The sequence below is a fragment of the Parabacteroides acidifaciens genome (assembly GCF_003363715.1).
Taxonomy (GTDB): domain Bacteria; phylum Bacteroidota; class Bacteroidia; order Bacteroidales; family Tannerellaceae; genus Parabacteroides; species Parabacteroides acidifaciens.
On the sequence record NZ_QREV01000081.1, the window covers coordinates 1 to 15,495 of the forward strand.

The 15,495-nt window shown below is 43.7% G+C and carries 8 protein-coding genes; 2 read left to right on the forward strand and 6 right to left on the reverse strand.

All coding sequences use genetic code 11. The annotated features are described in order from the left end of the window. Positions 1–299: 299 nt before the first annotated feature. Both DWU89_RS19370 and DWU89_RS19375 read right to left on the reverse strand, forming a co-directional pair. Positions 300–872: an RNA polymerase sigma-70 factor gene (locus tag DWU89_RS19370; protein WP_115501280.1), complete on the reverse strand. Its 573-nt coding sequence runs from the start codon at positions 870–872 to the stop codon at positions 300–302. Between the two features lie 307 nt (positions 873–1,179). Beyond that, positions 1,180–1,815, reverse strand: coding sequence for a SagB/ThcOx family dehydrogenase (locus DWU89_RS19375; RefSeq protein ID WP_115501281.1), 636 nt, complete (start codon positions 1,813–1,815; stop codon positions 1,180–1,182). Positions 1,816–1,995: 180 nt separating this feature from the next. Between DWU89_RS19375 and DWU89_RS19380 the strand changes: the two genes are divergently transcribed. Both DWU89_RS19380 and lacZ4 read left to right on the forward strand, forming a co-directional pair. After that, entirely contained in the window at positions 1,996–4,542 is a 2,547-nt protein-coding gene (locus DWU89_RS19380; RefSeq protein WP_115501282.1) for an outer membrane beta-barrel family protein, read from the forward strand. Between the two features lie 165 nt (positions 4,543–4,707). Further along, positions 4,708–6,744 (forward strand): beta-glucuronidase LacZ4, encoded by a 2,037-nt coding sequence (lacZ4, locus tag DWU89_RS19385; RefSeq protein ID WP_115501283.1) that lies wholly within the window; start codon positions 4,708–4,710, stop codon positions 6,742–6,744. A gap of 54 nt (positions 6,745–6,798) precedes the next feature. On the opposite strand, the gene DWU89_RS19390 is transcribed toward lacZ4, so the two are convergent. From DWU89_RS19390 to DWU89_RS19405, 4 genes are all read right to left on the reverse strand, one after another. Continuing rightward, positions 6,799–8,376: a sulfatase family protein gene (locus tag DWU89_RS19390; protein ID WP_115501284.1), complete on the reverse strand. Its 1,578-nt coding sequence runs from the start codon at positions 8,374–8,376 to the stop codon at positions 6,799–6,801. 4 nt (positions 8,377–8,380) lie between these two features. Continuing rightward, a complete protein-coding gene (locus DWU89_RS19395) occupies positions 8,381–10,306 on the reverse strand; it encodes a heparinase II/III domain-containing protein (RefSeq protein WP_244205954.1) in 1,926 nt (641 codons plus the stop codon). 98 nt (positions 10,307–10,404) lie between these two features. After that, positions 10,405–12,120 (reverse strand): RagB/SusD family nutrient uptake outer membrane protein, encoded by a 1,716-nt coding sequence (locus tag DWU89_RS19400; protein WP_115501285.1) that lies wholly within the window; start codon positions 12,118–12,120, stop codon positions 10,405–10,407. Positions 12,121–12,134: 14 nt separating this feature from the next. Further along, complete coding sequence (locus DWU89_RS19405) at positions 12,135–15,371, reverse strand: SusC/RagA family TonB-linked outer membrane protein (RefSeq protein ID WP_115501287.1); 3,237 nt, start codon at positions 15,369–15,371, stop codon at positions 12,135–12,137. Positions 15,372–15,495 lie beyond the last annotated feature (124 nt).

Genomic DNA, 15,495 nt, shown 5'->3' on the forward strand with positions numbered 1-15,495 from the left:
GACCGTGCTAATCTTCGCGAGGTGCCGAGTGCACTACACATTAGCACGGTCGCAATGGCAAAGAGGACGGTCGCAATTGCTGGAAACGCTCGAAAAAGAGGAAAAAATCCCTTTTTGAGGTCAAAAAAGCGGATTAACATTTGTTTTGTTTCGGATGTCTTTCGGAACAGAAAAATACGTTTTATACAATAAGTCCCCCAGGATAGTTGAAAGTTAAGAGTTGAAAATTGAAAGTTATAGGAGGGAGTATTTGGTAAGAAAAGATTTACTTGCAAGAAAAACTGAACTTCTCCAAACAATCATTCATAGAAGAAATCAAAGAGGAGCAGGAGGTAGGGGAGGTAGTCTTTTAGTTCTTTACGTAATACATTTAGCGCCTTACTGATATGGAACTCGACGCTTTTCACGGAAAGATTGGTTTCCTGAGCAATTGTTTGGTAGTTTTTCCCTTCGTAGCGGCTCATGATGAAGATCCGGCTGGATTTTTCCGGTAACTTGGCAAGAGCTTGGTTAATAAGATCTTGTATTTCGTTGCGAAGTAATGTTTCCGGTTCGCATGCTTCCAAACTGGAGATACGCATCTGTAACTCCCATTCTTTGTTGGATAATAAATTTTCTGCAATATTGTTCCAGGTGCGTTCGCGTTGAAGATAGTCCAGGCATTTGTTTTTTAGAGTGACTAATATATATAAAGGAATATCTTTGACATCTTGTAACCGGTTCCGGTTTTCCCAATAATATATCAGGCTTTCGGTAACCAAGTCTTCTGCTGCTTCACGATTATATGTATAAGAATAGGCAAACCGAATATAGCGTTCACGGTGAGTGATAAAAATGTTATTGAATAATTTTATGTCTGTATTCTCATCCATGATATACTGTTAGAATGGGTATAGTCCTAAGAGAACTATGAACTTCAAATGTATGAATTTATTCTCAAATAGCTTAAATAAACTATCAGAAATTGATTATTTAGTGACAATGAAGCACTTTAGACGGTAAAGAAACAAAAAATTATTGTTATTTCAATTTTATAAGCATTTTACCTCTATATTGACGGCTGGAATAATCCGCTGATTATCATTCAGATATGAAAATGTGGCCATAGTTCTCTTAGAACTATGGCTTTTTTTATGATGACTGTATAGGCTGCTTTTCAACCGCTTTATGATTTGCGGATTACTTTTTCGGGTACCCTACCGGATTGTTCATAATCGGTAATTGACTTTCAGTTAATTTTAGGATTTGTTTTAATGCCGCTTGGTCCATAGAGGCACGCGGGACAGTTGCTAACCCGGTGGCTGCACAGAAGATGTTGATATTCTGGCAAACTGTGCCTGCATCGACTGCTGCCATCAGTTTTACCTGATCTGTTACGCTGCCGAAACGGGAAAGGTCGGATACCAGAACCAGGCTGACCGGGGCTGATTTGACAAAATCTTGTCCGCCTGCGACCGCTGCACGGTGATCGCCTGCCGCAACAGGTTGAAGGCTGTTATCTTTGGCATCATACAGGTAAGCGCCCTCTTTCATGATAACATAGACATCGATATCCTGTTTGTTCAGGGCAGAAGGAGCCGTACGCTTGCCGTCCGGACGGTTGATGCCGTTTGCCGCCCATAATAAATCGGATAAATCCTGTAGGCTGAGTTCTTTAACTGCAAATTCGCGGTCGGAGTGACGATCGGATAATGCTTTCATGACAGATGTTCCCCGGGTTTTGTCCGGCGTGTTTAATTTAACTGCTTTCATATTTTGTGCATACATGGTGACAAGCAGCAGTGATGCTGCAATTGTGAATAATAATTTTCTCATAAACTTGTTCTTTTTATTAATGGTTTCTACAAAAATAAGTGAAATTCGCAAGAATCGAACACCAAAATACATCTTTTACAATTCTTTAAAGCGTAAAAGTACGAGTGGTTCGTAGATAAAGTTACATTTGCAACTGTTTTTAATTTGTTTAAATCGATAATATCTAAATTCTCAAGTTTAATGAAAGAAAAACTACTCTACTTTGTGTTGATACTATTTGTGTCTACATCTGTGTTTGCGCAAAACAATAGTGGATCAACCGCCTCTTTTACGATAAAAGGGCAAGTAGTCGACTCTTTATCAAACGAGTCCGTTCCTTATGCCACATTGAGGATTGCGTTAGCTTCCGCTCCGCAAAATCCTGTAAAATTGTTGGCTTGTGATGATGATGGTAAGTTCAATGCAACGATGAACAAACCGGGTAAATATGTTATGACGATGGAGTCGTTAGGCAAACTCCCTGCCCAAAAAGCGTTTACATTGTCGGAAAATAAGAAAGTCCTTGATTTTGGGAAACTGTTCATGCATGACAATACGCAGCAACTGAACGAGGTTACCGTAACAGCCCAAAAGCCGTTGGTCAAGGTCGAAGTAGACAAACTGACTTATAGCCTGGAAGACGACCCGGAGGCAAAGACCAGCAATGCGCTGGAAATGTTCCGTAAGGTCCCGATGGTCACGGTCGACGGTGAAGATAAAATCCAGCTGAAAGGTTCTTCCAATTATAAAATCTATATGAATGGCAAGCCTTCAAACTTGTTGAGTGGAGAAAATGCATCCGACGTATTGAAGAGTATGCCGGCAAGTTCGATCAAGAATATCGAGGTAATTACTGACCCCGGATCTAAATATGATGCGGAAGGTGTCGGCGGTATCATCAATATCATTACGACAAAGAATGCTTTGCAAGGATATACGGGTACGGTTCGTGCCAATGCCAGTACGATGGGTAGCTTCGGTGGTGGCGCATACGTTTCATTGAAAGCAGGTAAAGTAGGGATTACTGCTAATTATGGTTATAACAATCGTAATTCACCTTGGAATGATTCTTATAGCGAACGCTTTACCGATTCCGATATCCTGGCCGAAGGCAAGCCTACCCTGTTGTCGGAAAATGGACGTAGTAAGAATAAAGGTCCGTTCCAGTATGGGTATTTGGAAGGCAGTTATGAAATCGACACGTTGAATTTATTGAGTGTCGGCGTTAATCTATTTCGAGGGAAATCGAAAAACTATTCGGAATTGGACGCTAAATTAAATGAGTTCTCATATGATGACACCTTCCAAGATCCCCGTATATATAATTTTTATCGTAACAGTAAATCGGAAGGGACTTTCGGTTCTACGGATGTAAATATCGATTTCCAGCATTCCACCAGTAAGAAAGATGAATTGTTGACGCTTTCTTATCGTTTCAGCCAATCTCCGAACGACAATGAAAGTCATACGGAATTATCGGATGTCTACAATTACTATTTGAGCGGGGAATATCCGAAATGGAATATTAATGATGCTTCTACTGTAGAGCATACCGGACAGGTAGACTATACGACTCCTCTTTTCAAGAACCATACATTGGAGGCAGGGGTGAAATATATCAACCGTCAGAATAAGAGTAACACGCTGGAGCAAATATACAATGATTCGACAAAGATTTGGGAAGACCATTCGCGGGATAATAGTCAGTTTAAGCATATACAACATATCTATTCTGCTTATGTAGGCTATCTGGTTCGTTTGAATAAATTTGGTTTTAAGGCTGGTGTACGTGCTGAAGGTACAAGCTTGAAAGCTTCTTTTGCCCGTCAACCGAAGCTTGATTTCAGTACTGATTATTTTGATGTTGTCCCGAATGCAACGCTTACTTACCAGTTGGATATGTCGTCTCAAATTCGTTTGGGCTATAATATGCGTATTCAGCGCCCGGGTATCTGGTATTTGAATCCGTATATTAATGATGCAAATCCGCAGAATATTTCGCAGGGTAATCCGAATCTGGATTCGGAAAAGAGTAATAATGTGAACCTGAATTTCAGTAAATTTACGCAGAAGTTCAGTATTAATGCCAGTGTGAGCTATACGTTTGTGAATAATGCGATCGAACGGCATACATTTACGGCTGATTTCCCAAGTAGTGATCCGCGTTCGCAGTACAACGGTGCACTCTGGAATACTTATGATAATATTGGAAAGAAGCAGCAAGTCGGTTTATTCCTTTATGGCAACTGGTCACCTACGACCTGGTTCCGGCTTTATATGAACGGAGGATTGGATTACACGGATTTGAAGGCGAATTCGCTTGGTCTGTCGAATGATGGTTTCAGCGGACGTGTTTTTGCTGGTTCACAGTTCACCTTGCCGAAGGATTTCCGTATTAATTTGAATGGTGGTTACTTCAGTCCTTGGGTTCAGTTGCAGAGCGAGATGTCTCCTTTCTATTTTGCAGGTTTGAATATCAGTAAAGATTTCTTGAAGAAAAAGCTTTCTGTTTCACTTGGCGCACAAAACCCGTTCTGGAAAACCATGAAGATGGAAACGACTACGAAGGGAGAAGGTTTCCACGATGTTTCTACAACTTGGCGTCACTCCCGCGAGTTCCGCTTTAGCGTTTCCTACCGTTTCGGTACGATGAAAGGCCAGATCAAAAAAGTTCGCCGCGGTATCAGCAATGATGATTCGAAGGGTGGAAGTGAAGGTAATTCAGGTGGCGGAGAACAAGCTATGTAATTACAAAATATTATCTATATCAAAGAACCAGCGGGGCATCCTCGCTGGTTTTTTTATTTAAAATTGCGGTTTCGGACAAATATACCCATCTAATTAGACAAATAGTGCCGGTATCAATACACGTAAACATTTACTTTTGAGCCATAAATCAAGAATTTTATCGACATGAAACACACGATCTTTAGTCTGATACTTCTTTTTATCAGTACTTCTGTATTTGCAGCCCGTAAGGAAATCCTGCTGAATGAGAACTGGATGTTCCGGTTTTCCCATCAGGTACAGTTTAAAAGCGAAGAACGGGTAAACTTGCCGCATACCTGGAACAGCGGGGATGCCCTTTCCGGAAAACAGGATTACTATCGCGGGATGGGTAACTATACGAAAACGCTTTTTGTAAAACCGGAATGGAAAGGCAAACGTCTTTTCCTGCGTTTCGAAGGGGTCAATACGGTTGCCAACGTCTTTATTAATGATGTCCATATCGGTGAACATCGTGGCGGATATGGCGCATTTGTCTTTGAAATCACGGATAAGGTAAAGTATGATGCCGACAACCGGATTCTTGTAAAGGTAAATAACGCGTTGCAGCAGGATATTATGCCGTTGGTCGGCGACTTTAACTTTTATGGGGGTATCTACCGGGATGTCAATCTGATTATTACCGATCCGGTAAATATCTCATTGACAGACTATGCTTCTCCCGGTGTCTATCTGATCCAGAACAAAGTGACAAAGGAACAGGCCGATGTGCGGGCCAAAGTGCTCGTGTCCAACGGTAGCGCGACAGCTCAGCTTGTGCAGGTCGATGTGAAAATCTGGGAAGGCGATAAAATGGTTCAGCAGCAGGATATAAAGGTGACTGTGGATGCCAACGACTGGACAACGACGGGTATGGATCTGACCATCCGGAATCCTCGTCTGTGGAATGGCCGTCAGGATCCGTTTATCTATAAAGCTGAAATTTCTCTCTTGTCCGGCGGAAAGGTAATCGACCGGATTGTCCAGCCATTGGGTTTGCGTTTCTATCACGTGGATGCGGAAAAAGGTTTCTTCCTGAATGGCGAACATCTGAAACTAAAGGGCGTATGCCGCCATCAGGATCGCGCGGAAAGAGGAAATGCTCTTTATAAGATGCATCACGATGAAGACGCAGCTATCATGGCTGAGATGGGAACGAATGCCGTCCGTCTGGCCCACTATCCGCAAGCTACTTATTTTTATGATTTGATGGATAAATACGGTATCGTGACCTGGGCGGAGATACCGCAGATCGGACCGGGCGGATACCAGGACCAGGGCTATATCAACCAACCTTCTTTCCGCGAAAACGGCAAGGAGCAGCTGAAGGAATTGATCCGGCAGCATTATAACCATCCGTCTATCTGCTTCTGGGGATTATTCAATGAACTGAAAACAATCGGCGATAACCCGACTGAATATATCGAAGAACTGAATGAACTGGCACATAAGGAAGATCCGACCCGCCTGACTACATCGGCCAGCTTCCTTTCTTATGATGATGCGATCAGTAAAGTGACCGACGTGATTGCCTGGAACCAGTATTTCGGCTGGTATGGCGGTTCACCGTCCGACATGGGAAAATGGTTGGATGCCAACCATAAGGCGCATCCGGAATATAAAATAGCGATCAGCGAATATGGTGCGGGTGCAAGCATCTATCACCAGCAGGACTCTGTAAAGCGGGGCATTGCAGCCGGTTGGTGGCATCCGGAAAACTACCAGACTTATTACCATATCGGAAACTGGAAGGCTTTGGCCGAACGTCCGTTTGTCTGGGGATCTTTCATCTGGAACCTGTTTGATTTTGGTGCAGCCCATCGTACGGAAGGCGATCGTCCCGGAATCAATGATAAGGGATTAGTCACTTTCGACCGTAAAGTGAAAAAGGATGCTTTCTATTTCTATAAAGCGAACTGGAATAAGGAGGACGCGTTTGTCTATATTACCAACCGTCGCCATCGCGACCGCTCGCTGGCTGTAACGGATATTATGATTTTCTCCAATCAGCCGGAAGTCGAGTTGTTTGTAAACGGCAAAAGTATCGGCAAACAAAAACCGGATGATTATGCAACATTCGAATGGAAAGGCGTCAACCTACAGGAAGGCGAAAACACCATAGAAGCGCGTTCAACACAAAAGAAGAACAGCGTAAGCGATCAAGTAACCTGGACCGTAAAATAATAATAGTTAGAATTTGGGAAGAGGATGCCAAAAGCATCCTCTTTTTTTGCCCTCCTAATAAGGAATCAGGTCATTCAGTATCTTTTCTTTATACCATGGATCGTCCGCTTCTTTCAAAAGGGGAACCATCAGCCGGCTTAATTCTGCTACGATTTCTTTATTTTCCTGCCAGGGAAGGTTGTGCATCTGATACGAATCTTTTTCGTCATCAAACAACAGGACTTCTTTTAGTTCTTTCGTTTGACGGTCAATCGTGAGAGACATCGTGTACCGGTGTGTCTTGATCCCTCTGGCAACCGGGAAGTAAGAAATGACTTTTCCGTCAGCATCTTTATCTCCATCTACATTTTTAATATACAAGGCACCTTCTCGCAATGGAACGGACAGGTCTTCCCCTGTAAAACGTCCTGCGTAGTTCCGCCCTTCCACCTCTGCCGGAATTTGTTTTGCCAGGCCGCAAAGCCCGAGGATAGTCGGCATAATATCGGGAGAGGACAGCAGGAGTTCGCTTTCGATCCGAGGCGTAACTTTCCCCTGAAAACGAACCATGAACGGAACATTCATGCTTTCTGCATAAGGAGAGTTTTTCGGATCGTCCGTATTCTGGCTGCACATCGTTTCTCCATGATCGGAAGAGAAGATGACAATCGTATTTTTATCCAATCCCTGCTTTTTGAGTTCATCCAATATGCGTCCGAAAGCACGGTCCACACCTGTAACCGAAGCGAAATAATAACGGACGGAGGGTGCCTTTTTCATTTCCCGGTTGGCGTTCGGCCGGATCAGCAGACTGTCTAAAGGCTGGTCTTTATACAAGTTATAGTCTTCTTCCATGCAATCTTCCAATGACGCATACGGACTATGGGGAGGATTGAAGCTGACCATCATAAAGAACGGCTTTTTAGGGTCCCTGACATTTCCTTCATTCCGGAGGTATGCGATCGCTTTGTCCGCCTCGTGCTGGGGCGACCATTCGTTGATCTCATGCTTTACGCCCTCGGTATCCCAATAGTGCGGGTGTTTATGTACATCGTATGTCCCGTACGAATACCAATAGTCGAAGCCGTGTCGCCGTTCTGCCGGTGTATAAGCATCCCATGCCGGGACGCGGTCTTCTACAAATTTTCCGGGACGTTCCGGGTCATTAGGTGTCGGACAGTCAACATGCAGTTTACCGATATAGGCGCAACTATACCCCGCTTGGCTAAACACATCGCCGATGCAGGTTGCATCTTCGCGCAAGGAACTGATCGGCCGGTTGGAATTACAGTTTAACGGCACACCGCTATGCTCCGGGTACATACCCGTCAACAAGATTCCCCGATGAGGGCTGCTAAGCGGGCAATTACTCATTGCCGAAGTGAGCACGACCGCTTCTCTGGCGAACCTGTTCAGGTTGGGCGTGTGCACCGGGTCTCCCTCAAAATTCACCGCTTCCCTGAATCCCGTCTCCCGCCAGAACCCCATCGCATGGTTACGCATCTGGTCGGGGAAGATGTAGATGACGTTAGGGGTACTCGATAAATCCTGGGTGGTAACGGGTTTTTCTTTACATCCCTGAAGGGAGAAAAGAAGGATACCCCCTAAAAGATATACCATATCATGGTTGGAATGATTGAGTTGTCTATACATATGTTTATTGATTTATAGGACGTAATGATATTTTGCAATTACCTTTTTGTTGCGGATTGATTATAGAAAAACGGATTCTGTAAAGTACTCCGCTTGTCCATGAAGATAATAGGGAACTGTCGTCAATTTTAATAGTCTCTATTGCTGGAGACAGTTGCTTTTTGTTGTACACGATCTGTATTCTCACATCGTCTCTTTTCAGGAATAATGAACCGTCTTGTTCTTCTATGTCACAGGCCGTCATAAAGTTTAGTACAGTTTCTCCTGTTGTTTGATTTAACGACCAACAATCGGAAATAATAAATTCTTTTTTACGTTTTAGCTGATACGTTCTAATCCAGGATTTAATATTAGCTTCTGCTACATAAGCATTCGCAATGTCGGAAGAAAAACATGCACTATGTTTGGTCTCTTTGAAATGTACGTTGGTCGCCTTGAATTTTTCTCCGTTATGCTGGTCATAGCCGTTTATGGTCGGCAGATTGTGATAGCAGGACTGCATGGTCCAGATTGAATATCGTTCGGAACTGAATGTTTTACGGGTATAACGTCCGACGCCGACATCGATTAGGACCGGCAAACCATTATAATAAAGCATACAACTACCTACATCATTATGATTGTGCGGTACATTGTTATGGCTTCCGTGTGCGGCAAAAAAGAATCCTGCATTTAATTTCTTTTCGTCCCTGGCGACACAAAGCTCGGAATCTTTAAAATAATAAGAAAGGAAGTCGATGTTGCAACCTTTTCCCTCCAAAATTTCTTTTGACATGATAATATCGTCCAGAACCCTTGCGAAAATACTTCCACGGTGAAGTGTGGTTGCCCAGTTGCTGATTCTGGCAAAATCAGCAGCAAAGCCAGTCATGACAGGATCACCAATGCATTTGCCATAGTGGTAAACCGCTCCGGAATTGATGTTGCAGACTGCTCCGGCATCTGAAAAGTTTACGAAATACCGGTTGCAAATATGGACGCGATAGATGTATTTTCCTATATTTTGTATCTTTTCTTGATTAAATATATCAATCTTCCCATCGGTCATGCGATACAACAGGTCCAGGAATTTTACTAAATTAGCTCCGGCATGTCCCCAATAGGTCGGACCTTCTTCGCAAGCCCCGTCCTCATGCTGCACGTCGATGTAACGATCGACCGAACGCATTAGCTGGTATACGTGTTCAACCTTTTGTCGTCTGTCGTCATCCAGTAGCATGACGGCTTGCAATACATTATAGTTGATCCATATGTTCCAGTTATTTACATTTTTTTCTCCATGTAGTCCCATCCACCAGTAATCGGTACGGGAAAAATAAGGATTTATCAATCGTTCTATGACTGTCTTTTTTATTCTTTTGGATATAAGCGGGCTGACTTTATCGAATTCATCTTTAAAAAAGTGATATGTCCAGGCCATTTGTGCACCGATATCGGCTACGACAAGTTCAACAGTCGGTTCGTCCGGGTCCGGTAGGCCTGACTGGTCTTTTTGGAAATAGGCGTGGGCTGAATGTACCCAGGATGTCTCGCACAAGAACCATGCCCCGTCGATGATAGCATCCATAAAACGCCCTTTGCCTTCTACTAACTCGGCTAAGGTGAGAGATATTAATGCCATATGGTTTTCACGGCCGGTCAAGATTTCTCCAGTTCGTTTATAGGCCAGATAATCCGTCGCCAAATCCGGTTTCCAGATATGGGAAAGCGCTTTCTCTCCTTCTGATATGACATTCTGCCTGATTTCCGGTGTGGCTATATGTTCCCATTTTTCCCGGTCCTGATAAGATGGATATGAGATCCAATGTTCATCTGCTGCCAATATTGAAAATAGTTCCTCTTTAGAGACACTGTTCTCTAACATGCTGTCTTGGGCAGAGACAGTACTGAGGTAGAATAATGATAGAATGATATAAAATGCTTTTTTCATATATAGTTCCTTTTTCTGATTGAAACATATAGATTACAAATATAATGAAAAAGGACAGACATAACAGTCTGCCCTTTTATTTGTTTATTGGTAGATAATTACCATCCAGGGTTCTGATTTTCTTTCAGACTTGGGTTCTTTTCTGTTTCACTATTTGGAATCGGCCACAGATAATCACGCACCTGAACGACGCGGTTATAATAGAACTGTCCGGTAAAACCTTTTACTTTTCCGGCCAAAGATTCGAGTAGCCCCCAACGTTTCATGTCGCTGAAACTATGACCTTCACCTGCCAATTCGACTGCACGTTCGTGTCTGATACGCTTGAATACTTCGTCTTTCGTTGTTGCCTTTAAATAGTCCGGTCCACTGTTTAGGCCAGGCATACCGACACGTGCACGAACCTGGTTGATCAGGTTTACAGCCTTGGTCTGCTGATCTGTCTGATTGTAGCATTCTGCTAACATTAACAGAACGTCTGCATAGCGGATCAACGGGAAGTTTATCGGTGTATCGGCACGATTGTTGATGGCTCCGTCCATATCGTATTCGGCAACGAATTTGCGCCACAAATACATTTCGTAGTTTCCGTTGACACGGATGAAACCGTTCTTTTCGTTTGCTTGTCCGGATTTTGCCGTAATTATGTATTCGGTATCCATCGGTGCGTTGGCATACCAGCCTTTATAAGTTGTGTACGGCAGGATGATAGAAGCCATCATACGCGGGTCGCGTTTACTGTACATGTCCAACAATTTGTCTTTGGCGGCCGGGTAAGTATCCACTTTGTTCAAGCCTTTGTTCAGTGTCGCGTAGAATGTAGTTTTCTTCACATCGTCACTTTCATTGAATCCCGGAATCACTTCGTTCCAATCGAACGGACGACCATCGGTCCATTCATAAGAGTCTACGAAATCAGTGGCAACCATTACGTTGTTCCAGCAACTTCCGTAAGAAGCACGGCTTCCCATATAGAAGGTAGTAGGCATACCGAAGTCTGTACCGACACCGCCAATGTTCTGGATCGCGAAAATCATTTCTGAACTTTCATCACCACCCGGTTTGAACAAATCGGCATAATCGGAATATAAAGCATATTCGCCGCTATTGACTACACTTTCAAAACATGTGGCAGCTTCCTGGTATTGTTTGTTATAAAGAAGTACCTTTCCTTTCAATGCCATTGCTGCACCCGATGTAGCACGTCCTTTGTTCGTGTCGTCCCATTTAGCCGGCAGGTGGGCTATGGCGTCATCCATATCCTGGATGATGAACTTACGCACTTCGTCGGCTGAGCTTCTTGGATTCATCATATTGGAGAAATCTTCCGCTACGATTGTCTTTTCGTCATAGATAGGAACACCACCCCAGTAATCGAGCAAGGTGAAATAATAGAGGCCGCGCATGAAACGAGCTTCCGATTTGTAACGGCTCTTTAATTCATCTGACATATCGCATTTGTCCACATTCTGCAAGACGATATTCGCACGTGCGACACCTTCATACAATTGTTTGAACTTATTGCCGACAGCACCTTCTGTCGTAGTGTAAGTTCCGCGCCCGATATTCGGATAGGAAGGAGCGTCATATCCAGCTCCTACACCACCTAAGCAGTCGAAACCGAATTGGCGGCCGAATACGTCGTCATGCGTCATCTGGCTATAAACGCCCATCATTGCCTGATCGGCATGGTCTTGTGTCTGGAAGAAAGTTCCGGCACTCATTTGGTCTTCCGGAAAACGGTCCAGATCGTAGCAACTGCTCATAATTAAAAGTGAAGCAGCGCAAGTGAAAAATAATTTATACTTGTTCATAATGTTTAATTCAATTAAAAGGTTACATTAATACCTAATACAGCCGATTTCATAGCCGGATAACCTAAACCGCTGATTTCCGGATCAAGACCTCTGTATGACGTGAAAGTGAAGAAGTTCTCCAAGCTGCCGTAGAAACGGAGTCTTTCTATTTGCATTTTATCCGTAATGGTCTTCGGCAGGGTATAACCCAACTGGATGTTACGAATCTTCAAATATGCTTTGTTTGACAGGTAGAAGTCGCTTCTCTGCTTGTTGATTTCATTCTGGGACTGAAGCAAACGTGGATATGTGGCGTTTGTACGGCCTTCTGTCCAGCGGCCTTCTGCCACTTCTTTGTTCAACTGGTATCCGAAACGGACAGATGATGTGTTTGCCAAATCGTTCTGCCAATACACTTTGACGCCTGCTTGTCCTTGGAACAAGACGGAGAAGTCGAACCCTTTGTAAGCCGCATTCAGGTTCAAACCGAATTGGAATTTCGGGTTCGGGCCGTCGCTAACAATTTCACGGTCATCCATGTCGATGATACCGTCTCCATTGATGTCTTTGTACAGTAAATCACCTTTTTGAGGTGTACCGAATGCTGCAAACGGATTAACTTTCTTACCCGTTTTTTCGTCTATCGGAGCGTTGTCGATTATTTGTTGTACAATCGCCAAATCAGCGTCTGTCTGGATGATACGATCTGCGCGCAGTAAATATTGGGAGTTGATCGAATGCCCTTCCCAGATCAAGTTGGCTCCGTCAATTGACTGGCCGCCTTTCTCTTTCCCCTTGAATTTGTTTACCATATTCTTTACATATGTAAAGTTACCGTTCACTCCGTAAGAGAAGTCGCCGATCTTATCTTGCCAGCCGAGTGTCATTTCGAGACCTTGGTTTGTAACGGTAGCACTGTTCTGCTTAGGTATGGAAGCCGTACCGTGTACGTCGGGAGCCGGCAAGTTGATCAAGATGTCTTTAGTTTTCTTATTGAAATAATCGATCGTACCGGTGAGTTTATTGTTTACCAATCCGAAATCAACACCAACGTTGGTCATGTAGGTGGATTCCCAAGTCAGGTTAGGGTTGGCCAATTTAGCTTGTGCAAGTCCCAATACCAAGGCATTGTTCAATGTATAGTTGAAAGCGCTTCCGCTACTTGGTTTGTTGGCATAAGTCGCGAGAGCATCATAGTTGCCGACGGAGTTATTACCTAAAGAACCGTAAGAAAGACGCAGTTTTAAATTACTCAACCCTTTTTCTATCCAGTCTTCCATGAATGCTTCTTGATCCATACGCCAAGCGACAGAAGCAGAGGGGAAATAACCGGTACGGTTATTGGAAAGGAAGCGGGATGACTGGTCTGCACGAAGATTCACTTCTAACAAATATTTGCTATCCCAGTCCAGATTGACACGACCGAAGAAAGAGCGCATTGCCCATTCTGTACTTGAACCGGAAGCGGACGCATCGCCAATGGCAGCATTGATTACATTCAGGCTTAAATCGATCATATCATATTTTGTAGCGGAGAAATTCTTGCTGCGATACATTTCCTGGCTGGCACCGACCATGGCGTTCATGCCTAAGCGATTATCAAAGAAACGTTTTTCATAGCGTGCTACAACATCACCGAAGAAGCGTTCAACTTTACCGTCATAGTTCATGATACTTGTTTTCCCGCGTGTAGAAGAAGTGATCACTTCGTCACGGAAGTTCCAAGCGTCAATGAATACTGGCTTTTTGCTCCGCTGTTCGTCTACAAACTCATATGAGTAAGAAGCCGTTACGGAGAATCCTTCGAAAGGTTTCAATGTACCGACGAAACGGGAACGCATATTGGTTTTACGGATATTACCGGCCGTCTGATTCAAGCGACGCAAAGGATTATTGACTGCAGCCTGCGCGTCATCCTCGCTGTTGTTCATGGCTCCGTATCGTCCGTCTGGTGCACGGAATACCATACCGGGAGTCGTTGCTGAAGCATATGTGAATACATCATCGACAGATGTGTCTTTCTTATCATTAGCTGTATATTTGGCAGCCGGATCCATATTCGATACGTAGCCGCTAACCTGAGCTCCTAAGTTTAGCCAAGGTTTCACATCGGCGGAGATGTTGACACGTCCGTTATACTTCTCGTATGAAGTGTTTTCCATGACACCCGGATTTTTCTGATAACCGAATGAAGAATAGAAACGAATTTTATCGCTACCGCCGCTCATTGAGATCACATGGTTGTGTGAAGTTGAATTTTTGAATGTCTCATCCAACCAGTTGGTATTCGGATATCTGAGTGGATCTTTTCCGCCATCGGCACGCCATTCGTCGATAATCTCTTGCGAGAATTGTTTCTTTAATCCCGAGTTTCCGTATCCTTCGTTGATCAACTCCATGTAGGTGGCATAATCTGATACTGGATCCATCGAACTTGGAATTTCCGGGGAGGTAAATGAGACGTAACCGTTATAGTCTAATTTGATAGAACCGGCTTTACCTTGCTTTGTCGTGATCAAAATGACACCGTTGGCAGCTCGAGAACCGTAAATTGCTGAAGAGGCAGCATCTTTCAATACGGTCATCGATTCGATATCCTGAGGATTGACGGTATTAATGCCTGCTTCGACACCATCGATGATAACTAACGGGGCAGAGTCATTCAATGTACCTTGACCGCGAACCTTGATCGACGCATTGTCGTTACCCGGCTGATTGGCCGTACCTTGTACGTTTACACCGGCTGCAAGACCTGCCAATGCATGGGAAACGTTGGTGATTGGGCGGCTTTCTGTTAATTCTGCAACGTTTATGGTTGACACGGATCCCGACAAGTTCACCTTTTTCTGTGTACCGTAACCTACAACTACCACTTCTTCCAAAGCCTGTGAGTCTTCGATCAGCTTGATCTTGAATGAGGACTGATTGTTTACGGGGATTTCCTGATCCTTGTAACCAATATAAGAAACAACAAGAATCGAATTGGAAGATACTTCCAATGTGAAATTACCGTCCATATCGGTAATCGTACCATTAGTTGTCCCTTTTTCTACTACATTGGCACCGGCGATGGGACCCAGTGCATCTTCAATTACACCCTTAATACTGTGTTTTGCTTGTTGCGGAGAAGCAACGATCGGAGTAGGTTCTACAGAACCTAATGTACCGATAGATGGATTTGCAGATGCCATCCCGATAGATGCCAGAAACATTGAAGCTCCTAAGAACATCGCTCTCGATACATAAAAGCGTTTAAAATCTTTTGTCATAATAACACCAGATTGATTAATAAATTGATAATAATTCACGTTTCTCTGAATTGGCACTTTGTGTTTTTCATAAATTGTGTCTTTCACAAAAGTGTTTTTTGTTCATAGTCCTTCAAGAACTACG